At 73.8% G+C, this 22,018-nt stretch carries 22 protein-coding genes; 5 read left to right on the top strand and 17 right to left on the bottom strand.

The genetic code is table 11. The features are described from left to right. Positions 1–461 precede the first annotated feature (461 nt). From FYW99_RS20495 to FYW99_RS20445, 11 genes are all read right to left on the bottom strand, one after another. A complete protein-coding gene (locus FYW99_RS20495; protein WP_150253656.1) occupies positions 462–872 on the bottom strand; it encodes a DUF3040 domain-containing protein in 411 nt (136 codons plus the stop codon). A 243-nt stretch (positions 873–1,115) separates the two neighbouring features. Continuing rightward, positions 1,116–2,369: a DNA polymerase IV gene (dinB, locus tag FYW99_RS20490; RefSeq protein WP_150253825.1), complete on the bottom strand. Its 1,254-nt coding sequence runs from the start codon at positions 2,367–2,369 to the stop codon at positions 1,116–1,118. Positions 2,370–2,452: 83 nt separating this feature from the next. After that, positions 2,453–3,241 carry a methyltransferase domain-containing protein gene (locus FYW99_RS20485; protein ID WP_150253655.1) on the bottom strand — a complete coding sequence of 263 codons (789 nt, stop codon included), beginning with the start codon at positions 3,239–3,241 and terminating at the stop codon, positions 2,453–2,455. Positions 3,242–3,302: 61 nt separating this feature from the next. Beyond that, positions 3,303–3,716, bottom strand: coding sequence for a transcription antitermination factor NusB (nusB, locus tag FYW99_RS20480; RefSeq protein ID WP_013151931.1), 414 nt, complete (start codon positions 3,714–3,716; stop codon positions 3,303–3,305). Beyond that, positions 3,716–4,279: an elongation factor P gene (gene efp, locus FYW99_RS20475; RefSeq protein ID WP_150253654.1), complete on the bottom strand. Its 564-nt coding sequence runs from the start codon at positions 4,277–4,279 to the stop codon at positions 3,716–3,718. The genes nusB and efp overlap by 1 nt, the downstream gene beginning before the upstream one ends. A 136-nt stretch (positions 4,280–4,415) precedes the next feature. Further along, the gene (gene aroB / locus FYW99_RS20470; protein WP_150253653.1) at positions 4,416–5,516 is read right to left on the bottom strand and encodes a 3-dehydroquinate synthase; all 1,101 of its coding nucleotides are present in this window, start codon (positions 5,514–5,516) and stop codon (positions 4,416–4,418) included. Then, positions 5,513–6,025: a shikimate kinase gene (locus FYW99_RS20465; protein WP_150253824.1), complete on the bottom strand. Its 513-nt coding sequence runs from the start codon at positions 6,023–6,025 to the stop codon at positions 5,513–5,515. The genes aroB and FYW99_RS20465 overlap by 4 nt, the downstream gene beginning before the upstream one ends. 357 nt (positions 6,026–6,382) lie before the next feature. Further along, entirely contained in the window at positions 6,383–7,564 is a 1,182-nt protein-coding gene (aroC, locus tag FYW99_RS20460; protein WP_061078462.1) for a chorismate synthase, read from the bottom strand. Between the two features lie 45 nt (positions 7,565–7,609). Beyond that, complete coding sequence (locus FYW99_RS20455; RefSeq protein WP_150253652.1) at positions 7,610–8,584, bottom strand: prepilin peptidase; 975 nt, start codon at positions 8,582–8,584, stop codon at positions 7,610–7,612. A 176-nt stretch (positions 8,585–8,760) separates the two neighbouring features. Continuing rightward, entirely contained in the window at positions 8,761–9,501 is a 741-nt protein-coding gene (locus tag FYW99_RS20450; RefSeq protein ID WP_150253651.1) for an SseB family protein, read from the bottom strand. A 149-nt stretch (positions 9,502–9,650) separates the two neighbouring features. Continuing rightward, the gene (locus FYW99_RS20445; protein ID WP_150253650.1) at positions 9,651–10,115 is read right to left on the bottom strand and encodes a MarR family winged helix-turn-helix transcriptional regulator; all 465 of its coding nucleotides are present in this window, start codon (positions 10,113–10,115) and stop codon (positions 9,651–9,653) included. 202 nt (positions 10,116–10,317) lie between these two features. On the opposite strand from FYW99_RS20445, the gene FYW99_RS20440 reads away from it, so the two are divergent. The 3 genes from FYW99_RS20440 to FYW99_RS20430 all read left to right on the top strand — a co-directional run bounded on the left by FYW99_RS20440 (position 10,318) and on the right by FYW99_RS20430 (position 14,406). Further along, positions 10,318–10,860: a YceI family protein gene (locus FYW99_RS20440; protein WP_017565713.1), complete on the top strand. Its 543-nt coding sequence runs from the start codon at positions 10,318–10,320 to the stop codon at positions 10,858–10,860. Between the two features lie 197 nt (positions 10,861–11,057). Continuing rightward, entirely contained in the window at positions 11,058–11,369 is a 312-nt protein-coding gene (locus FYW99_RS20435; protein ID WP_150253649.1) for a DUF2470 domain-containing protein, read from the top strand. Positions 11,370–11,694: 325 nt separating this feature from the next. Continuing rightward, positions 11,695–14,406, top strand: coding sequence for a protein kinase domain-containing protein (locus FYW99_RS20430; protein ID WP_150253823.1), 2,712 nt, complete (start codon positions 11,695–11,697; stop codon positions 14,404–14,406). A gap of 58 nt (positions 14,407–14,464) precedes the next feature. Here the strand turns inward: FYW99_RS20430 and FYW99_RS20425 are convergent, their stop codons facing one another. Both FYW99_RS20425 and FYW99_RS20420 read right to left on the bottom strand, forming a co-directional pair. Beyond that, positions 14,465–16,420, bottom strand: coding sequence for a sigma-70 family RNA polymerase sigma factor (locus tag FYW99_RS20425; protein ID WP_150253648.1), 1,956 nt, complete (start codon positions 16,418–16,420; stop codon positions 14,465–14,467). Between the two features lie 57 nt (positions 16,421–16,477). Beyond that, a complete protein-coding gene (locus FYW99_RS20420; RefSeq protein ID WP_150253647.1) occupies positions 16,478–16,804 on the bottom strand; it encodes a YciI family protein in 327 nt (108 codons plus the stop codon). A 139-nt stretch (positions 16,805–16,943) separates the two neighbouring features. Between FYW99_RS20420 and FYW99_RS20415 the strand changes: the two genes are divergently transcribed. Both FYW99_RS20415 and FYW99_RS20410 read left to right on the top strand, forming a co-directional pair. Then, the gene (locus FYW99_RS20415; protein ID WP_150253646.1) at positions 16,944–17,627 is read left to right on the top strand and encodes a DUF998 domain-containing protein; all 684 of its coding nucleotides are present in this window, start codon (positions 16,944–16,946) and stop codon (positions 17,625–17,627) included. A 116-nt stretch (positions 17,628–17,743) separates the two neighbouring features. Then, a complete protein-coding gene (locus FYW99_RS20410; RefSeq protein WP_150253645.1) occupies positions 17,744–18,664 on the top strand; it encodes an aldose 1-epimerase family protein in 921 nt (306 codons plus the stop codon). 160 nt (positions 18,665–18,824) lie between these two features. Here FYW99_RS20410 and FYW99_RS20405 read toward each other — a convergent pair whose 3' ends face one another. The 4 genes from FYW99_RS20405 to ribH form a co-directional block, all read right to left on the bottom strand. Beyond that, positions 18,825–19,412, bottom strand: a complete 588-nt coding sequence (locus FYW99_RS20405; RefSeq protein WP_061078457.1) for a nucleotidyltransferase family protein — start codon at positions 19,410–19,412, stop codon at positions 18,825–18,827. Between the two features lie 176 nt (positions 19,413–19,588). Beyond that, positions 19,589–20,749, bottom strand: a complete 1,161-nt coding sequence (locus tag FYW99_RS20400; RefSeq protein WP_150253644.1) for an XdhC family protein — start codon at positions 20,747–20,749, stop codon at positions 19,589–19,591. Between the two features lie 111 nt (positions 20,750–20,860). Beyond that, the gene (locus tag FYW99_RS20395; RefSeq protein WP_150253822.1) at positions 20,861–21,325 is read right to left on the bottom strand and encodes a PH domain-containing protein; all 465 of its coding nucleotides are present in this window, start codon (positions 21,323–21,325) and stop codon (positions 20,861–20,863) included. Between the two features lie 162 nt (positions 21,326–21,487). After that, entirely contained in the window at positions 21,488–21,961 is a 474-nt protein-coding gene (ribH, locus tag FYW99_RS20390; RefSeq protein ID WP_150253643.1) for a 6,7-dimethyl-8-ribityllumazine synthase, read from the bottom strand. Positions 21,962–22,018 lie beyond the last annotated feature (57 nt).

Raw genomic sequence — 22,018 nt, 5'->3', positions numbered from 1 at the left:
GCTACGGGTACAAGATCACGGTGCACGAGGCGGACCGGTGAATCCCTGGTCTCCGCACCAGCGGTACCGGCCGGGTCCCCGCCGCGGGACGGGTCCCGGTCCACGCCGCGCTCCGGTCCGTGTGCGGACCCCTCGTACGGGGTACTCGTCCGCCTCCCGCACGGAGGCCAGGGCAGGCCCTGCCCGCCGGCCCCTCTACGTCGAGGCCGGGCGCCGATCCACCCGGCGGTAGGGCTCGGTGTCCGGTCAGCAGGTCAGCAGGTCAGCGGCCCTCGCCGCTGGGTCCGGTGTTCTTCCGGCGGGACCACCGCTCTCGGTGCCCGGACGAAAAACGTGGTGGGCCCCGCACCACTGTGCGGGGCCCACCACGGGGAACTGCGTGTCCGGCACGGATCCCCTGCGGGATCCCCGCCGACGGGGTACGGCCGAGCGCGACCGCCGCGGGGTGCGGGACCGGGGTCCTACTCCTCGCCCTCCTGGCGACGGCGCCAGCGCTCCTCGAAACGATTCATCATGCCGGGACGGCTGCCGCCCCGACGCTTCTGCTTGGGCTCCGCCGCCACGGTGCCCTGGTCGGCACCGCCGCCCCCCGAGGCCTTGCGCCAGGCGTTGGCACCCCACAGGAAGCACAGCAGCATGACGAGGAAACCGAGGACGCTGATGGCGACCTGGGCGACTGTGGACTGGAGCATCAACCCCGTCATCAGCAGCACGATACCGACGACGAAACCGAGTCCGGCCTTGATGATCCAGCGCTTGTAATGGACCGCGGGGTTCGTTTGCCGAACGGTGTTCGCGAACTTCGGGTCCTCGGCATACAGCGCCCGCTCGATCTGGTCGAGCATGCGCTGCTCGTGTTCAGAGAGCGGCACGGCGCCTCCCTACGGCAGTCCCCGGTTGGGGTGACGGGTACTGAAGAACAGTCTCTTGGTCAGTGGTATGCCCAGAATACGATGAGCTAGCGCCCGGTGGAAAGAAAAGCTGCGTGCGTACCTGACCACCACAGGCCACGATACCCTCGCCCTGTATCGGAAACACCGGCTTCCATGCCTCTCTTCTACCCTCATTCCGGTCCTACCCTTGGGAACGCTCCGAGGGCCCCGGAAGTTGCCGCATCATACGTCGTTTTCGTCACGCTTGGCCAACACGGCCGACTGTATCGCGCCCGGCCCGAAACGTGCCGTTACGCGATCCATAACCCGTTCAACATCCCTCCAACCCGATTCCTCCTCCCCCAGCGCCAACTGGCGGTGCACCTGCTCCACCGGAATGACCCCCTCCACCCGCACTCCCACCAGGCGCAGCGGCACCCCCCGCAACCCGGAGGCGGTGTACAGCTCGCGGGCGACGGCGCTGATCTCGCGGGCCACGTCGGTGCCCTCGGGCAGGGTTCGCGACCGGGTGATGGTGGAGAAGTCGCCGCGGCGCAGCTTCACGCTCACCGTGCGTCCCGCCTGCCCCGAGGCCCTCAGGCGGCGCCCGACCTTCTCGGCCAGCCTCAGCAGCTCGCGGTCCACCACCCCGGGGTCGGTCACGTCCTCGTCGAAGGTCTCCTCCGAGCCGATGCTCTTGTCCGGCGACTCGGGCACGACCGGGCTCGTGTCCACGCCCCGGGACAGCTCGGCCAGGCGGGTTCCGGCCTTGTCGCCCAGCTCCATGCGCAGCAGGTCCGGCTCGTAGCGGGCCAGCTGGCCGACCGTGCGCACGCCCAGCCGGGCCAGGGTCCGCTCGGTCCGGTCCCCCACTCCGGGCAGCGCCCCGACCGGCAGCGGGTCCAGGAAGTCGCGCACGCGGGCGGTGGGCACCAGGAGCAGGCCGTCGGGCTTGCAGTGCGTGGAGCCGAGCTTGGCGGTGAAGCGGGTGGCGGCCACGCCCACGGAGCAGGTCAGGCGCTGTTCCCGGCGTACCCGCTCGCGGATCATCGCGGCGATGCGCACCGGCCCGCCCAGGCGGCGGCGCGCGCCGGACACGTCCAGGAAGGCCTCGTCCAGGGAGAGCGGCTGCACCAGCGGCGTCACCGAGCGCAGGATGTCCATGACGGCCTCCGACGCCTGGCGGTAGGCGCGGCCGTCGGGCGGGAAGACCAGGGCCTCCGGGCACAGGCGCAGGGCCCGCGCCATGGGCATCGCCGAGTGCACGCCGTGCGCGCGGGCGAGGTAGTCGGCGGAGGAGACCACGCTGCGCGGGCCGGTGCCGCCCACGATGACGGGACGCCCGCGCGCCTCGGGGTGGCGCAGTTGCTCCACGCTCGCGAAGAAGGCGTCCATGTCCAGGTGCAGGATGTGGCAGTCGCCGTCCGGTCCGGAGCCGTCCGCGGGGAAGTCCGCGTCCAGCGCGGCGATGCCCTCCGGGGAGACCATGCCCCGCATCGCGGCGCCGCGTTCCAGTTGGCGTCGGCTCATACAGCCAGGTTATGCCGTGCCGGGGGAACCCCGTCCCCCGGCACCGGGGTTCAGGAGCGGTGTGCGACGACGTGCAGCTGGGTGGCGACGCCGATCAGCTCGGGGTGCTCGGCGGCGGCCCTCTCCAGCTCCACCAGGTGCTGCCCGGCGTGGGCGTCGCCCTCCCAGGCGTGCCCGGGCACGAGGTCGGCGAACGCGCGGACGCCGCGGACGCTCTCCCCGGACAGCCCGGCCCGGCCGATCAGCTCCAGGACCTGCTGACGGGTGAAACGGCGCGGCATCGGGTCCCCCTCGCCCCAGCGGCCGTCGGGGTCGCCGAGCAGGTGGTGGGCCTCGGTGATGTGCCCGGCCAGCGCGCGGTGCAGGGCGCCGGCGACCGCGTTGGTGACCAGCAGGCTCACCGCACCGCCCTCGCGGGTGGTGCCGACCACGTCGCGCAGCGCCGCGGCCGGGTCGTCCACGTACTCCAGCACGTTGTGCACCAGGACGAGGTCGGCGCTGCCCGGTGCGAACAGGGAGGCCAGGTCGCGGGTCTCCCCCTGGACCCCGCGTACGGACACCCCCCGCTCCGCGGCGCGGCGCTCCAGGGCCGCGAGCGAGTCGGGGCTGGGCTCGACCACGGTCACCCGGTGGCCGAGTTCGGCCAGGGGGACGGCGGCTCCGCCGGTACCCCCGCCCGCGTCGACGATCTCCAGGGGTCCGTCCCCGAGCCGGTCCAGCAGTCCGACGAGGGCGTCCCACACGACCGCGGTCCGGGCCGCGTTGGCGGCCCGCCCCGGTCCGGTCGCCCCGCTCGCGCCGAGGCCGCCGCCCGCGGCCACGCTGGTCCTGTCAGTCACCTGCGTTCCCTCAATCCACGTTGCCCCGGCGGTCCTCCGAGCGCCGATGTGCCGCCACTCCCTAGAGCGAGAGCGTCGACTTGTTCTCCATCAGCCTGGACAGGAGTCCGCTGACGAAGTTGGGGGACTCGTCGGTGGACAGCTCCTTGGCCACGCCGACCGCCTCGGCGATCGCCACGCCGTCCGGGATGTCGTCGGCCCACAGCAGTTCGTAGGCGCCCATCCGCAGGATGTTGCGGTCCACGACCGGCATGCGCTCCAGGGTCCAGCCGATGGCGTAGGTGTCCAGGAGCTCGTCGATGCGCTCGCGCCGCTCGTCGACCGAGCGGGCCAGACTCTCGGTGAAGTCGTTGATCGGCGGTTCGGGCTGGGCCCGTCGGCGCCGGATGACGTCCTCCACCGAGGTGGCGCGCACCTCGGCCTCGTAGAGGACCTCGACCGCGCGCCGCCGCGCCTTGCGCCGTGCTCCGCTCATCAGTTGACTCGCCCGAGGTAGTCACCCGTGCGGGTGTCGACCTTGACGCGCTCGCCGGTGGTGATGAACAGGGGCACCTGGATGGTGGCGCCGGTCTGGACGGTGGCGGGCTTGGTGCCGCCGGTGGAGCGGTCGCCCTGGACGCCCGGGTCGGTCTGGGTGATCTCCAGCTCGACGGCGGGGGGCAGCTCGATGTAGAGGGGGTTGCCCTCGTTGGTGGCCACGGTGGCCTTGGTGTTCTCCAGCATGAAGTTCTTGCCGTCGCCGACGACGGCCTCCGGGACCGGGATCTGGTCGTAGGTCTGGGTGTCCATGAAGATGAAGGACTCGCCGTCGTGGTAGAGGTACTCCATCTCGCGGCGGTCGACGTTGGCGAACTCGACCTTGGACCCGGCGTTGAAGGTCCTGTCGACGATCTTGCCCGTGAGGACGTTCTTCAGCTTGGTACGGACGAACGCGCCGCCCTTGCCCGGCTTGACGTGCTGGAACTCCAGGACGTTCCAGAGGACGCCGCCGTCGAGCCGCAGGGTCGTGCCGTTCTTGATGTCGTTCGTCGTGGCCACTTCGGTCGTCTCTCCAAGGGGTCTGACACGTCGGGGACCGGCCCTCGCGGGGCCCGGTCGGTGTTCGGTGGGGCCGGGCACGGGCACCTCGGGGAGCTCCCCGGGCGCGCCGGTGCGCACGTCGCCTGTGTGCAGTCTAGTGGCTTCGCGGAACCCGGGTGTCGCCAGTGACCGCGCGGTACGCCTCGTCCAGCAGTTCGGGGGCGGGGCCGCTGAGGATGGCGGGCCGCGCCAGGCCGTCCAGGACGACGAAGCGCAGGGTGGCCCCGCGGGCCTTCTTGTCCACACTCATGGCGGCGCGCAGCTCGGGCCAGGCCCCGGGGGCGTAGGAGACGGGCAGGCCGACCGAGGAGAGCAGTGAGCGGTGGCGTTGGACCAGGTCGTCGCCCACACGGCCGTCCAGGCGGGCGAGTTCGGCGGCGTAGACCATGCCGATGGAGACCGCGTAGCCGTGCCGGAAGGTGTAGTTCTCGGCGCGCTCGATCGCGTGGCCCAGGGTGTGGCCGTAGTTGAGGATCTCGCGGCGGCCGCTCTCCCGCAGGTCGCCGGAGACGACGTCGGCCTTGACCCGGATGGCGCGCTCGATGAGCTCGCGGGTGTGCCTGCCCTCGGGTGCGGCCGCGCCCTCGGGGTCGTCCTCGACCAGGTCGCAGATGACGGGGTCGTCGATGAACCCGGCCTTGACGATCTCGGCCAGGCCGCCGATGTAGTCGGCCCGGGGGAGGCTCGGCAGGGTGGCGAGGTCACACAGGACCCCGGCCGGGGGGTGGAAGGCGCCGACGAGGTTCTTGCCCTCGGGAGTGTTGATGCCGGTCTTGCCGCCGACGGCGGCGTCGACCATGCCGAGCAGGGTGGTGGGCACCAGGACGGAGCGCACGCCGCGCAGCCAGGTGGCGGCGACGAACCCGGCCAGGTCGGTGGCGGCTCCCCCGCCGACGCCGACGACGGCGTCGCTGCGGGTGAAGCCCCGCTGCCCGAGCCGGGACCACAGGTCGGCGGCGACGGCGGCGGTCTTGGCGGCCTCGCCGTCCGGAACGGGCATGGAGTGCGCCCGGTAACCGGCGGCCTCCAGGGCGCCGACCACGGGACGGGCGATCCCGTCCAGGCTCTGGGGGTGGATGACGGCCACCTGGGCGGCGTCGCCGACCAGGGAGGGGAGTTCGGAGAGGACCCCGCTGCCGACCACCACGTCGTAGCGGCCGGTGGAGTCGCCCACACCGATCCGGGTCGCGGTCACTGCTGAGCCTTTCCGGAGTCCTGTCCGGCCAGCGAGGGCAGGATGGCGTCGACGATCTCTTCGGGGTGGTAACCGGTCGTCTCGACGGTGACGGTGGCCAGGCGCTCGTAGACGGGCAGGCGCTCGTTGAGCAGTTGGCGCAGCCGGGTGCGGGGATTGCCCGCGAGCAGGGGGCGGGCGACGTCCATGCCCACGCGCTTGGCGGCCTCGCCGAACTCCACCTGGAGGTAGACCACGTGGTGCTCGGCCAGGTCGCGCTGGGTGTCCTCGTCCAGGACCGCGCCGCCGCCGACGGCGATCACGCCCTCCCAGGCGCGCAGGCCCTCGGCGACGACCTCGCGCTCCAGGGCGCGGAAGCGCTCCTCGCCGTCCTCGACGAAGATGTCGCCGATGGGCTTGCCCGCGCGCTTCTCGACCTCGGTGTCGGTGCACAACAGGTCGGCGCCCAGACGCCCGGCCAGGGCCTCACCGACGGTGGACTTGCCCGATCCGGGTGAACCGATGAGCACCGCGATCGCTTTTGCCACGCTCTGCCTGCCTAGGTGATCCGTGGGTCCCTTCCCCGCGTGCGCGGGAGGTACCGCCCTGTTACGTGCGTCTTCCTGTCTAGCAGACCTCGGACACGCGGGTTCGGGGAGGACGAGGTCGTCCACAGGCCGGGCCACGCCGCTGGTGCGGGTGTCCGGTCCGCCTCCGTGCTCGGGTTCGGCGACCTCGTCGCTCACAGGCGCGTCGTGCGCCCCCGACCCCAGTGTGGCCCCTTCCGTCCGTGCCCCGCCAGCCCCGAAGGCGCCCCTGTGGACAACCGCCCCGGCAACCGGGCGCCCGGGCCGGGGCCGGGGCCGGGGCCGGGCCGGGGCCGAAGGTCAGCGGATGGTCAGCGCGTCCAGGTAGCCCTTGAGGTTGCGCGCCGTCTCGGCGACCGAGTCGCCGCCGAACTTCTCGACGGCGGCCTCGGCGAGCACCAGGGCGACCATCGCCTCGGCGACCACACCGGCGGCCGGGACGGCGGTGACGTCGCTGCGCTGGTGGTTGGCCTGCGCGGGCTCGCCGGTCTCGACGTCGATGGTGTCCAGCGCCCTGGGTACCGTCGCGATGGGCTTCATCGCCGCGCGCACGCGCAGCGGGTCGCCGGTGGTCATCCCGCCCTCGACGCCTCCGGCGCGGTTGGTGCGGCGGCGCACGCCGTCCGGACCGGGTTCGATCTCGTCGTGGGCCGCGGAACCGCGGCGGGCGGCGGTGCGGAAGCCGTCGCCGACCTCCACGCCCTTGATCGCCTGGATGCCCATGAGCGCACCGGCCAGGCGCGCGTCCAGGCGCCGGTCCCAGTGCACGTGGCTGCCCAGGCCGGGCGGCAGGCCGTAGGCCAGCACCTCGACCACGCCGCCGAGGGTGTCACCGGACTTCTTGGTGTCGTCGACCTCCTCGACCATGCGGGCGCTGGTCTGGGCGTCGAAGCAGCGCAGCGGGTCGGCGTCGATCGCGGCCAGGTCCTCCGGGCGCGGCTCCGGCGCGTCCTCGGGCACCGCCACGGGCCCCATGGACACCACGTGGCTCAGGATCTCCACGCCCAGGGCCTGGCGGCAGAACTGGCGCGCCACCTCGCCGATCGCGACGCGGGCGGCGGTCTCGCGGGCGCTGGCGCGCTCCAGGATCGGCCGCGACTCCTCGTGGCCGTACTTCTGCATGCCGACCAGGTCGGCGTGGCCGGGGCGGGGCCGGGTGAGCGGCGCGTTGCGCGCCACGCTCTCCAGTTCCTCGGCGGGCACGGGGTCGGGCGACATCACCTTCTCCCACTTGGGCCACTCGGTGTTCCCGACCTCGACCGCGACCGGGCCCCCCTGGGTGCGGCCGTGGCGAATGCCCCCGATCACGGAGACCTGGTCCTTCTCGAACTTCATCCGGGCACCCCGGCCGTACCCGGCGCGGCGGCGGAGCAACGCGGCGGCGATGTCGTCAGAGGTGACGGACACACCGGCCGGGAGGCCCTCCAGAATCGCGACGAGTGCGGGCCCGTGGGACTCCCCCGCGGTCAGCCAACGCAACATGTGCACGATCCTTTCACGGATCGGTGTGCGGTGGCGCCCCCGGGTTCAGGGTTGTGGAAACAGCGCTCCTCCCGCCAGGACGGTGGCCAGCGCGGCGGCGAGCATGAACGGGCCGAGGGGGAAGGGGTCCCTGCGGGTGAGCCTTCGCAGCGCCATGAGCACGATCCCCACCAGGGAGAAGGCCGCGAAGGCCCAGAACACGGCGACCAGCGCGCCGAAGGTCCCCGCCGCCCACCCCGCGTACAGCGCGGTGAGCCCGGAGAGCTTGACGTCGCCGAACCCCAGCCCCGCGCTGTGTACCCGCCACAGCAGCCAGTACAGCACCGTGACCAGGACCATGCTGGCGAGCGCCCCCGCGGCCCGGCCGGTGTCGGGGCCCTCGGGGGGCAGCAGGACGGCCATCCCGATCAGGGCCGCGGCGACCGGGTAGGCGGGGAGGACGACTGCGTCGGGCAGGCGCATGACCCGCAGGTCGATGACGGCCAACGGCACGCCGACGGCGGTCAGCCAGAGCACGGCCAGCACGCCGAAGGGGCACCAGTCGGGTTGGAGGGTGGCCCACAGGCCGACGCAGCCGAAGAGCGCGGCGGTCACGACGACGACCGCGGGGTGGGATCGGATGACCTGCTCGCAGTGGGGGCAGGCCCCCCGTCTTCGGAACGTCCGGGCCTCCACGGCGGGGAACCAGCGCAGGAAGCGCAGCTCGGCGCGGCAGTGGGGACAGCGGGGCGGCGGCGGGCCCTCGTCGTCGTCCTCCGGTGGGAGCCGGCGCTCGCCTCGCACGTCCTCGCCGGTGTCGGGGACCGTGGTGGCGTCGTCGCGCGCGGGCTGGACGTGCCGGTCGGCGCGGGGTGTGAGCGAGCTGCGGGAGGCGGGTGTCCGCGGCGGGCCGGCGGGGCCGAAGAGGTGGACGATACGGCCGTTGACCTGGCCCACCACCGCTCCGAGCAGGGCGAGCAGGACGGCGACGGTGACCGTCCACAGGTGCGGGTGGAGGAGGAGTGTCGAGGGGGTGGGCATGGTGGGAAGCTACCCTTCCGGGGCCCGTGGCGACACCGCCCGGCTTGGCCTGTGGAAAACTCCACGCCCGCGAACGCCGTGGCACCGCGCTCCAGCACGGGGCGTGCGCGGGACGAAGGCGCGCGGCGGTCGGGGCCCGCGGGGCCCCTGGCCGGCCGGAAGCGCCCGGGACGGAGTCAACCCTGGTCGGCGGCCCCGGGCCCGCTCGGGGACGCGTCGTCGCGCCGGGCGCGCACGACGGCGCTCAGTTCGATACCCCCGGGCAGCACGTACCGCAGTTCGGCGGTGAGCCTCTCGGCCACGCGGCGCAGGACCTCGTCGTCGCGCTCGTCGAGTTCGAGGCGGATGCCGATCTCGCCGCGCTCGGAGGGGTGGATGCGGACGCGCTCGATGCCGAACTCGGTCCGGGTGATCTGGTAGATGAGCCCGAGGACCTGCGGGTCGTCCTTGGGCTCGGGCACGGCGCCGCTCTCGGCGAGCATGCTGAGGAAGGGGCCCTGCACGGTGTAGGGCACGGGGCCGGCCACGTCGAGCACCAGCGCGTCCGCCTCCTCCTCCAGGGCCGCCTGGCAGGCGTCCCTGACGGTGAAGGGGACGGGGCGCGCGTCCGGGCGCCAGCGGCGGACCGCGTCCACGGAGGTGAAGGCGAGCATGCCGCGCCGCCCGTCCCTGCCGGTCATGATCGGGACGGCGACCTCGCTGTTCTTGTCCCTGGTGAGCCCGCCGGCGCCCTCCTCGGTCTCGGTGGCCACGGCGACCACGGGGATGAGCACGCGGGTTCCGCTGAGCGCGGCCAGCACCTGGCGGTCGCCCGTCTCACCCGACGCGTGTTCGCGCAGGCGTGCCTCGACCTCGGGATCGACGCTGCCGTCGTCGTCGCGGAAGTTCTGGGCGCCGATGATGGATGGTCTGCTCACGTGCACCGACTCTACCGGTGGGGCGCGGGACCCGTATCGCGCACTCGCGAAGGGCCACGGATCGGACGACGCGCACCCGGGTCCCGGCCTGCCCCGAGGATTCGGGCCCACGAAACGCTCGCACCCACGGGTACAGCACGCGCGGACCCTTATCCCCGCCGGTCGGCCCCGCCGCCCTCCAGCGCCCCGATGATCGAGCCGAGCTGGGCGACCTGCTCCCCGCTGAGGCGGTCGAAGATCAGCGAGCGCACGCGCGTGGCGTGTCCGGGCGCGGCCTGGCGCAGGAGGAGGGAGCCCTTCTCGCTGAGCACGGCCCACAGCCCGCGGCGGTCGTCGTCGCAGTGCTCCCGGTGCACGTAGCCGCCGCGTTCGAGCCGTGCGACCTGGTGGGAGAGCCTGCTCTTGGACACGATGACGCTGTCGGCGAGCACCCGCATGCGCATGCGCTGCCCCTCGGCCTCGGACAGGTGCACGAGGATGCCGTACTCGATGAGCGAGAGCCCGGTACGGGCGCGCAGGTCCTTCTCCAGCTCGTCGTAGACCCAGGCGTTCATCCTGAGGAAACCACGCCAGACGTGCTGTTCTCCGGCGTCGAGCCACCCGGCGTTCTCCATGCGGCCCATCGTAGCGGCGTGTCCGAAACCTCCGCTTCGCCACACCGCCGAGTCCCACGACGACGCGCGGCGGAATAACGCCTTGCACGAGAGCCCGGCATTGCCTAAACTCCTCTTCCAAGGAAGATTCTTCTAAGATGCCTTGTTACACCTCAGCGAATGGGCCCGACCCCCGGGTCCACCGACCCGACAGGGAGACACCATGGCAGCGCAGGAACTTCAGGCCGGAACCTGGAAGATCGACACCGCCCACAGCGTGGTCGGCTTCTCCGTACGCCACATGATGGTCAGCAAGGTCCGCGGGCGCTTCGAGAAGTTCGACGCCACGCTGACGGTGCCCGAGGACCCCACCCAGGCGTCCGTCGAGGCCACCATCGACGCCAGCTCGATCAACACCGACAACGGTGACCGCGACAACCACATCCGCTCCGCCGACTTCTTCAACGTCGAGGAGCACCCGGAGTTCACCTTCCGCTCCACCGGTGCCGTCGCCAAGGGCGAGGACTTCGTCCTGCGGGGCGAGCTGAGCATCAAGGGCAACACCCGCCCCATCGAGATCGCGCTGGAGTTCAACGGCTCCACCATCGACCCCTACGGTCTCAACCGCGCCGGCTTCACCGGCTCCACGCAGATCAGCCGCAAGGAGTTCGGCGTGGACATCGAGATGCCGATGGACGGCGGCGGTGTGGTCGTCGGCGACAAGATCACCATCGACATCGACGCCGAGTTCACCCGCCAGGCCTGAGCGCACCCGTGACGGCCGGGCGGACTCCGGGCCGGACGGGACGGGGGAACGGGCGGGGCGAAGCGGCCTCCCGGAAGTTTTGACGACACACCGTCATCACCTTCGGGGCCGCTCGGATATCGTCAGCGGGGGGAGGGCGCACAGCCCTCCCCCCGCTCGTGTCACGCGTGCGCGCCACCCGCCGACCAGGAGGTCCCGTGCCCCCGTCCAGCTCCTTCTCCCCCGAGGTCGTCGCCGCCGTCACCGCCCACATGAACGGCGACCACCCCGAGGACACCCTGCTCATCTGCCGCGCGCTGGGCGGTCGGCCCGAGGCCACCGCCGCGCGCATGACGGGCCTGGACGGCGACGGCGGCGACTACGCGGTCACCGTGGACAGGGCCGAGCACGCCGTGCGCGTGCCGTGGGCGCGACCGCTCACCGAGCGCGCCCAGATCCGCGCCGAGGTCGTGCGCATGTACCAGGAGGCCTGCGAGAAGCTCGGCGTGACCCCGCGCGGACGGCACTGAGGACCTCGGACAGGTCCGTGCCCTCGTGCGGCGGGGGCGCGGCCCCGCGCGGGCGGCACTGAGCAGGCGGCACTGAGCGGGCGGAGGGCGACGGCACCGCCCGCTTCGTCCCGTGTCCGGTCCCACACGCACCGTTCCGCACCCCGGGTGGAACTCCACGCGCCCGCGGGGAGTCAAAGGGAACGGGGGGCTACGTCGAGGAACCCGCACCGGGGCCCGGGTCGACGGCGCGCGAACCGCGCCGCGCGGACCTACCCTGGAGGGACCCTCGTTCCCCCGCAGGCCCACGACACGAACGCCTATCCGAAGGATGGCTCCGACCCCGATGGTCACGCCCGACCCCGGTGACGAGAACGCGCCGACCCAGCGGATCGAACCCACCGCGCCCACCACACGCATCGGTCCCGGTGAGGACCGCACGCGTGCGGGACGCACGCGCTGGGCCACCCGTGTGTTCCGCCCGGGGACAGCCCCGGGGGACGACACCGGACCCACCCGTGTGTCCTCCCCGGCCGCGGACCGCACCAGCGTCCTGCCCGGCGCCGGTCAGGCCGACGCCACCCGCACAGCCGCCGGGGCCCCGGGGACGCGTCCCGCCCGCACCATCCCGGGCGACGGCCGCGTCGACGGCCGCGCCCCCTGGTGGCGGACCCTGTTCGGCCCGCTCCTGGACTGGATGGCCCGCCTGGTCTCGCGCGTGGTGGTCGGCCCCGCGAGCGACCTCGACTACGCCGTCCCCGCCGAACTGCGCCGCCGCTACCGCGTGCTCGACCACATCGGCGCGGGCGGCGAGGCCGTCGTCTACCTGGCCGAGCCCACCGACGCCCCCGGGCGCAGGCTCGCGCTCAAGGTGTACCGGCCCGGCCACGACATCAACCGCGAACTCCTCGACCGCCTGCGCGCCCGCGGCACCGCCTCACCGCACACCCCCGCCATCCAGGGGTACGGCACCGCCGCCAGCTCCTGGGGCGAGGACCTCGCCTGGGAGGCCCAGGAGTACTTCTCCCACGGCTCGCTGCGCGCGCTCATCGACCAGGCCCCGCTGCCGGACGACCGCGCCCGCGCCGTGGTCTCCGCCGTCGCCGAGTGCCTGCACCACTGGCAGGACGAGCTCCAGCACAACCACACCGACGTCAAACCCGAGAACCTGCTGGTGCGGTCCCTGGACCCGCCGGTCGTGGCGCTCACCGACTTCGGCGGCGCCGTGCGCGCCACCATGAGCCGCGTCTACGGCGGACTGGCGGTCACCGAGGACTACGCCGCACCGGAGGTCGTCGAGGGCCGCCGCGAGGCGCCCGCGGCCTGGTGGTCCCTGGGCGTGATCGTGCACGAGCTGGTGGCCGGACGCCGCCCCGAGCGCGGCGGCAACTGGCTGACCGCCCGCAACACCGAGGTGGACATCTCCGCGATCACCGACGAGCGCTGGCGCCTGCTGGCCCGCGGCCTGCTCGCGCTCGCCCCGTCGGCCCGCTGGGGCTACGACGAGGTCGTGCAGTGGCTGGCGGGCGAGCGCCCGCGGATCCGCGCGGTGAGCCGCCTGCGCCCCATCGAGTTCGCCGGAACCAGCCACGAGGACCCGCCAAGCCTGGCCTTCGACCTGCTCGACCGCTCCGAGACCGGCGCCATGTGGCTGCGCACCCACTGGTCGCAGCTGCGCAGCTGGCTGGACCGCGAGGTCAACGACTACACCTTCGACCGCGCCTACCTGACCGGCCTGGACGCCCACCCAGAACAGGCGCACGTGGCGATCAGCGCGCTGGCCGCCCGGTACGTGCCCGGGATGCCGCCGCGCTTCCGCGGCCACGAGATCAGCGCCGACGGGCTGCTGGACCTGGCCACCGGCGACGCCAGCCGCCACGCGGTGGTGCGCGAGGCCGTGACCTCGGGCGCGGTGGGGCTGGGCGCCCAGCACTGGTGCCCGCACCCGGCCTGCCGCTCGGGCGGTTCGGGGCGGTGCGCCCTGCTGGAGCGCGTCCAGCACGAGGTGCCCCTGATCATGCGCAAGGTGTCCGAGAACGTCGACCGGCTGGTCGGCTCGGGCCCCGACGCGCCCCGGCGCCCGGACACCCACGAGACCGACACCGCCTGGGCCAGGGCGGTCGAACTGGTCCTGCTCCCCGACACCGCGTCCCGGAGCCGGTCGCTGCTGCGCCGCCAGTCCTGGCACCCGCGCCAGCGGACCGCCGCCCCGCACGCCCCGTGGTGGGTGGAGCAGCGGCGCCTGGCCCTGCGCGACGCCAACGGCCGCGACGCCCTGGCCACCCGGGGTGCCCTGATCACGGCGGTGCTCCTGCTGCCCGAGGCGGCCCGGGTGGGCGGCGGGATCGCCGAGCGCGAGCGCGCCGACGGCAGGGCGCGCCGCCAGGACCGCTGGGCGTCGCTGGCCGGTTCGGCCGGTGAGCGCTGGTCGCAGGTCCGTGAGAAGGCGGCCGGAGTCCGCAGGCGCGCCGCCGGGCCCTCCGCACCCGGCCGCCCGGAGGACCCGACCGCGCCGCACCCCTACAACCCCGCGGGAACGCAGGACCCCTCGCTCGACCCCCGGGAACAGGAACGCCGCAGGCGCCGGGCCGACAAGACCATGGGCCAGATCCAGCGGGCGATGAAGGCGGGCAAGTGCCGCCGGTTCGCCTACCCCGCGGCGCTGCTCGGGCTCCTGGACGGGCTGGGCCGCGTGGTGCGCCCGCAGGAGGGGTTCTACCCCGAGAGCGAGTTCGTGACCTCGGCCTACACCGGGCTGCTGGACGCCAGCGACGGCGCGGTCCTGGGCTGGCTGTCGGAGGTCACCGGGGCCGTCACCGGCCTGCTGCCCGGCGGCGTCGGCGCCGCGTGGTGGCTGCCGGTGCTGCTGTCGGTGCTGCTGGTGGCGCTGGGCCGCTCCGCGGCCAGCAGGAAGCCCACCTCGCGGGCCCGTCGGCGCCTGGGGGCCTTCCGCCTGGCCGTGGTGGGAACGCTGTTCATGGTGGTGGTGCTGCTGTCCACGGGCCTGCTGGCACTGGGCTCGGGCGTGCTGATCCCCCTGGACGGCCTGCTCGCCTAGTGGGCCGGCCGGGGCCGCGGAGAGCGGGCCCCGCCCGGCCACGCCCGCGCGGCCGCGCTCAGGGCCGGAGCCTGCTCAGGGTGTAACCCCGCCCGGCCGGGTCCAGGGAGCGCGTGGCCTGCTTGAACAGGTACTCCGCCCGCGGGTAGGACAGGCGCCCGCGCCCCGTCAGCGGACACAGGTCGGCCGTGGCGGGACGCCGCGCCGGTCCCGGACGCCGGTCGGCCAGGAAGAGCGGCCCCCGGTCGCGCCCCGCCACGAGCGAGGGCAGCAGCCGGGCGGTCCCCGACCGCCAGCCCACCCAGCCGTCGCCCGCCCGCGCGCGGCGGTCCTCCAGGTCCAGGTCCTCCACGTTGAGCGCCAGCACGAACTTCACCCGGGCACCGGACTCGTGCAGCAGCCGCCACAGCACACGCTCGCGCAGCGCGAAACCCTCCCCGTCGCACAGGCGCGCCACGGTCTCGGGGTCGAGCGGAACGTGCGGGGAACGGGTCTCGCCGCGCCGTTCCAGGTCCGCCGCGAGGTCCTCCAGCCCTGCCCAGGCGCCGAAGGAGCACACGGTCGACCTGTGCCGGTTCCACGTGCGCGGGGCCGCACCGCCCCAGGCGGTGGCGAACACGCCCGCCACCCGTTCGGGGGTCAGGTCGGCCAGGGGCAGTCCCTCCCCCAGTGAGCGGCACAACCGGTCCAGGGTCTGACCGTAGGAGCGCAGCGTCTCGGGGTCCAGGTCGTCACGGCCCAGGAACTCCCGGGCCGTTCCGCCCAGGTCGGGCCCGGCCGCCTCTGGGACCGCGATCTCCTCGGCCCGGCGCGACAGGAAGGCGCGTTCGGCGGCGTTCGCGGCCAGCACGGCGGCGCGCTCGAACTCCCGCCGCGCCTCGGCGGCCCGGCCCAGCCGCAGGAGCAGGTCGCCGCGCACGCCGGGCAACAGGTGGTAGTCGCGCAGGACCGGGTCCCCCGCCAGCTCGTCGACCAGGGCCAGTCCCTCGCCGGGCCCGCGCGCCCTGCCGACCGCCACGGCCCGGTTCAGGCGCACGACCGGGGTGGGCAGTTGGACGACCAGTTGGTCGTAGATGGCCGCGATACGGGCCCAGTCGGTGTCCTGCGCGGTGGTGGCCTGGGCGTGGCACACGGCGACGGCCGCCTGGAGCACGTACGGGCCGGGCGGGCCGCCCGCGTCGCGGGCGCGCAGCATGGCGGCGAAGCCCCGGCGCACCAGCAGAGGGTCCCAGCGGCCCCGGTTCTGCTCGTGCAATTGGACGATCTCGCCGGAGGGGCCGATCCGGGCCCCGGCCCGGGACTGCTGGAGCTCCATCAGCGCCACCAGGCCGTGCGCCTCGGCCTCGTGCGGCACCAGTTCGGCCAGGGTGCGGCCCAGCCGCAGCGCCTCCAGGCACAGGCCGGGGCGCATCAGGTCCTCGCCCGAGGTCGCCACGTAGCCCTCGTTGAAGACCAGGTAGACGACGCCGAGGACGGAGGAGAGGCGTTCGGCCAGCTCCCGCCCGGCGGGCAGGCCGAAGGCCACGCCCCCCTCGGCGAGCAGCCGTTTGGCCCGCGCGACGCGCTGGGCGATGCGCTTCTCCCCGGTGAGGAAGGCGCGGGCGATCTCCCCGGTGCTCAGCCCGGCCACCAGGCGCAGGGTCAGCGCGACCCTCTCCGGAGTGGGCAGCACCGGGTGGCAGGTGACGAACAGCAGGCGCAGGACGTCATCGTCCGGGGCGGGTGCGTCCTCGGGGCGGCGCTCCAGCTCGTGGGCGATCTCCTCGTGCTTGCGCTCCAGGCGCTGCTCCCGGCGCAGGCGGTCCAGGACGCGGCGCTTGGCGGCGGTCATGAGCCAGGCGCCGGGGTTGTCGGGAACCCCCTCGCGCGGCCACTGCTCCAGGGCGGCGACGAGGGCGTCCTGGGCGCACTCCTCGGCGGCGCCGACGTCGTGCGCGATCCGGGTGAGCGAGGCGACGATCCGCGCCGACTCCAGCTTCCAGACCGCGTCGACGGTGCGGTGGACATCGGTCACACCGACGATGACAGCACCGGCCGGGCGCGTGCGCAACCCGGCCGACGCCGCGACCGGTCAGGGGCCGAAGACCTGCTGGATGACGCTCTCGCCGTCGCCGACGATGCGGCGGAAGCGACGGGCGACCTCAAGGGCCTCCTCACGGGAGCGGACCTCGACCAGGGCGAACCCGGCCACGGCCTCCCTGGCCTCGGTGAACGGGCCGTCGGTCACGGTGATCTCGTCGTCGGCGGAGACCACCCGGGTGCCGCCGGGCTCCAGCCCTCCGGTAGCCAGCAGGACTCCGGAGGCGGTGAGCTCCTCCACGAACGCGGCCATCTCGGCGTACAGGCCCTCGTCGTCGCGGGCGTTCTCGGTGGGGCGGGTGGTCATCAGGAAGCGCACGGTGTGCTCCTTCGTCTCGTTTCGTTGCCTTCGGATACACGTCGAACGGGGTGATGTGACAGGGAACGCGACCATTCCCTGTCACATCGCCTTAGCGACGTGGGAAGGAGAAGCACAGAACACGAGAGAGGCCCCGGCCATGACCGCCACCCACACTCCCGCCACCGCCACCACCGCGCCCCGTCTCCACCGCGCCACCGTGGGCACCACCCGCGCGCTGCTCGCCGGTGCGGCCCTCGCGGCGCCCCTGTGGTCCGCCGTCTCCCTGGCGCAGGCCGCCACCCGGGAGGGCTTCGACCTGACCCGGCACCCGCTGAGCGCGCTCAGCACCGGCGACCTCGGCTGGCTCCAGATCGCGAACTTCCTGGTCGCGGGCGCCCTGACCGCCGCCGGGGCCCTCGGGCTACGCCAGTCCCTGCGCGGCGCCCCCGGCGGTACGTGGGCACCACGGCTGGTCCTGGTCAACGGCCTCGGCATGATCGCGGCGGGACTCCTCGTCATGGACCCGGCCAACGGCTTCCCCGCCGGCACCCCCGCCGGGATGCCCGAGGAACTCACCTGGCACGGCTACGGCCACATGGCCGCCGGATCGGTCTCCTTCGTCGCGCTGATCGCCGCCTGCTACGTACTGGGGCACCACTACAGCCGCACAGGCCACCGGGGCGCGGCCGCCGCCTCCCGTGTCGCGGGCACCGCGCTGCTGGTCGGCAACGGCTGGGCGATGACCGGCGGCCAGTACGGCTCTGTGACCCTCGCCGTCGGAGCTGTCACCGCCATGCTGTGGGTGTCGGCGGTCGCCGCACACCGCCTCCACTCCTCCTGAACAACTTCCGTCACACGCGTCACATGTCCCACGGTGTCCCCCCGACAGGGCGCGTGGGCTATGATCGCCCGGTTCGGCACACGGACGCACGGCGACGACGGGGAAGCAGGTGTCAGGTGGGTGAGGTGATCGAGCTGCGTTCGGGAGAGTACCGAGCGCGCGTCGACCGCACGGGAGCGGGGCTGCGGGCACTCACCTGGCGCGGCCGCGACGTGGTCTGGCCCTACGACGGTGACGGCCCCAAGGCCTTCCAGGGCCAGGTGCTGGCGCCGTGGCCCAACCGCGTGACCGAGAACGGCTACCGCTTCGACGGGGTCGAACACCGCCCGGAGCCCAACGACCCGGCGACGGGCACGGCCATCCACGGCCTGGTCCACGACCGGACGTGGACGCCGGAGACGGTGTCCGAGGACGCGGCCGAACTGCGGCTGGACTTCGGGGGCGGCCCCGGCTTCCCCTTCCCCCTGGAGATGACCGTCGCCTACCGGCTCACCGCCGACGGGCTGACGGTCGCCACCACCGCCCGCAACCGGGGAGACTCCCCCGCGCCGTTCGGGCTGGGCTTCCACCCCTACCTGACCCTGGGCGAGCCGGTGTCGGCGCTGGCCGCGCGCGGCGAGTTCGCGCTGGAGGTCACCGCCGGCATCCGGCAGCCGGTGGACGGGCAGATGCTGCCCGTGGGAGACCCCGTACCCGTGGACGGCGGCGACTTCGACTTCCGCACGCCGGGCCGCCAGCTGGGCGGCACCGTCCTGGACACCGCCTTCTCCGCGTTGGAGCGGGACGCCGACGGGCGCGCGTGGGTGCGGGCGAGCGGCCCGGAGCACCGGGTGTCGCTGTGGTGCGACCGCAGCTTCGGCTGGTTGCAGCTGTTCAGCGCGGACACCCTCGGCGGGGACGACCACCGGGCCCACCTGGCCGCCGAGCCCATGACCTGCCCGGCCAACGCGCTGGCCACCGGCACCGACCTGATCGTGCTCGCCCCGGGGGAGTCGACCGCGCACGTGTTCGGCATCCTCGCCGAGCCCCTGGCCTGAGTCCGGGCGCCGACGCACCAGCGCGCACCGCGTTCGTGACTCGAACCGCGGGCCCGGCCGCGCGGGGAGGGCCAGCGGTCGGGCGATCCGGCGACGCGGCCCACGGAAGGTCAGCCGCGCGGGGGCCGCGCGCACCGGACACGGCCCGCGCCACGGGGGCTCAGCCCGAGCCGGAGGGCTCCCTGCCCAGCACGTCGCTGAGCCGCTCCAGGTCCTCCGCCGTGTCGATGTCCTCCGGACTGGCGATGTCGTCGCAGGCCACGGCAGTGACCAGATGGGAGTACGCGCGCAGGAACGGGCGCGCCCCCACGTCGTGCACGGCCATGGCGTAGGCCGTCGACCAGTGCTCGCGGCCCAGCAGCACGGGGTTGCGCTGGTTGCCGTGGTAGGTGGCCACCGCGGCGCGGGCGCCCTGCTCGTGCGCCTCCACCAGGCGGTGCACCGCCTCGGGGGTGACCAGGGGCTGGTCGGCCAGCGCGATCAGCACGGCGTCGACCGTGTCGGGCAGGGCGTCGATCCCGGCGCGCACCGAGGACCCCATGCCGGTCCGCCAGTCGGGGTTGTGCACCGTGTGGGCGCCGCGCACCGGGGTGTCGGCGGCGCCCAGCACCACCATGACGGGGGCGCAGCCGCCCGCGGTCAGCGTGCGCACGCCGCGGTCGACCAGGCGTTCGCCGCCCACCTCGACCAGCGCCTTGGGGCGCCCGAGTCTGCTCCCCGAACCCGCGGCCAACAGCAGGCCCGCCACCGGGCCCGTACGCGTCCGCTCCCTGCCCTGCTCCTGCCCCCCAGTACCCATGACGTGATAATGCCACGCACGGGCGCGGAGGATGGGCGACCTGACGCAGCCCGTCCGGACGTGTTCCGCGAGCGCCCCCGGGGACCCGCCGTGACCAGGCACTCCAGGGCCGGACGGGTTTCGGTTCACTTCACACGGTGGCCGAATCCGGCCGGAACCAGGGGTTTACCCGGTGTTTCGTGGTGGATTCGGCCACTGGTCTCGCGCAGGGCCCGGCCGCTGCCGCCCCACCGGGCCTGCACCAGCTCCGCGGCGATCGACACCGCCGTCTCCTCCGGGGTGCGCGCCCCCAGGTCCAGGCCGATCGGCGAGTGCAGGCGCGCCAGCCCGGCCTCCCCCACCCCGGCCTCGCGCAGCCGCTCCAGCCGGTCCTCGTGGGTGCGCCGGGACCCCATCGCGCCGATGTACCCGGCACGGGTGCGCAGGGCCGCGCTGAGCACCGGCACGTCGAACTTGGGGTCGTGGGTGAGCACGCAGATGGCCGTGCGCTCGTCGATCTGGTCGGCGATCTCGTCCAGGAACACGTGCGGCCACTTGACCACCACCTCCTCGGCGGTGGGGAAGCGCTTGGCCGTCGCGAACACCGGCCGGGCGTCGCACACCGTCACCCGGTAGCCCAGATAGGTGCCCAGGTCGGCGACGGCCGCCGCGAAGTCGATCGCGCCGAACACCAGCATGCGGGGCGCGGGCGCGAAGGACTGCACGAACACCTCCAGCTCGTCCCCGCGCCGCTGCCCGTCGGTGCCGTACCGCAGCAGGCCCGTACTGCCCTGGGCGAGCATGCCGCGCACGTCGTCGTCCAGGGCGTCGGCCAGCCTGTCGCTGCCCAGGTCGCCCTCGGCGTGGCCGGGCCAGACCACGCGGCGCCGCCCCACCCGGCCCGGGTCGGAGGGGTCGGAGACGATGGTGGCCACGGCGACCGGCTGGTGCTCGTCGATCGCGCCGATCACCGAACCCAGCTGGGGATAGACGGCCCGGCTGATCGGCTCGACGAACATGTGCAGTGTTCCGCCGCAGGTCAGGCCGACGCTGAAGGCGTCGTCGTCGCTGACCCCGTAGGTGCGGCGCACGGGGACCCCCGTGCGGATGACCTCCAGGGCCTCCTCGTAGACCGCGCCCTCCACGCAGCCGCCGGACACGCTGCCGACGACCTCCCCCGAGGCGCTGACCAGCATCGCCGCCCCGGCGTCGCGGGGCGCGCTCTTGTAGGTGTCGATCACGGTGGCCAGCGCGAACGTCTCGCCCGACGCGTACAGGTCGGACACGGCCGCTCGGATGTCGCGCACGCGGTACCTCTTCCACGTTCCGTCGATGGCTCTCGGTACCAAACTATGTGCCCCGCACAACACTCGGGAGCCACCGATCCCCAGGAATTCGGCGGCTCCCTCCGGAGGTTCCTACGAGCGGCCCGGCTCGCGGCCCTCGCCGCGCGCGTGCAGCAGCGCGCGGAACTCCTCCAGGCCGAGCCGGGCGCTCTCGCCGTCGGCGCTCTGGATGGCCATCACCGCCAGGGTCGTACCGTCGGACAGGTCCGCCGAGGGCCAGGGTTCGCCCTCGGGCATCCGCATGTCCACGACCTCCGCCCAGGACAGCACGTGGGTGCGGATGCTGTTGACCACCGTCACACCCTCCTCCGTGGCCACCAGCCGCGGCCTGGCCAGCAGGTGCAGGGCGGCCGCGATGGCCAGGCCCAGCCCCACCATCAGGACCCGGTCCATGACCCCCCAGCTCCCCGGCAGGATCGCGGCCAGGACCGCCAGGGTCGCCACGATCAACAGCGCCAGGCCGTAGGCGACCCACCGCACCGACCGGGGCCGCCACGTCCTGGGCAGCACCGCCTGCCTCGACGCCTCGTCGTCCACGGGCTGTTCCCTCGTCCGCACCAACTGCTCCACTTCTGGACCGTGTTCGCCGCGGTCCCTCGGCTCACCGCGTCCGGACCGCGTCCCCGCGCACAACACCTCTTCGGCCGCCCGCGTGTGCGGGCGGTCCACCATCGTCACCGTGCGCGCCACCGGGCCGGATCAGCGGCGCAGCCCGCGCAGGACCACCGCCGTGTCCAGGGCGGCCAGCGCGGCCTCGGCGCCCTTGTCCTCGGCGCTCCCCGGCAGTCCGGCGCGGTCGAGCGCCTGTTCCAGAGTGTCACAGGTGAGCACGCCGTTGCCCACGGGGGTGGAGTGGCGCAGAGCCACCTCGGTCAGGCCGTGGGTGACCGACTGGCACACGTAGTCGAAGTGCGGGGTGCCCCCGCGGATGACCGCGCCCAGGGCGATCACGGCGTCGTGCTTGCGGGCCAGCTCCTGGGCGACCACCGGGATCTCGACCGCCCCGGCCACCTCCACCACGGCGGGCTCGACCGCACCCGAGGACCTCACCACCTCCAGCGCTCTGGTGAGCATCGGCTGGACCACGCCCGCGTTCCAGCGGGTCACGACGATGCCCACCGACACCCCCGAGGCGTCGACACCGTTGCTGTCGGGGCGTCCTTCACCACTCATGGGTTCCTGCTTTCTGTACGAACGGGTTGCGCGGGGCCCGGGCCGCCGCGCCCACCG

Source organism: Nocardiopsis deserti (genome assembly GCF_008638355.1).
Taxonomy (GTDB): domain Bacteria; phylum Actinomycetota; class Actinomycetes; order Streptosporangiales; family Streptosporangiaceae; genus Nocardiopsis; species Nocardiopsis alborubida.
Note: the sequence above shows the minus strand (reverse complement) of the source record. Positions and strands in the feature narration are given on the sequence as shown.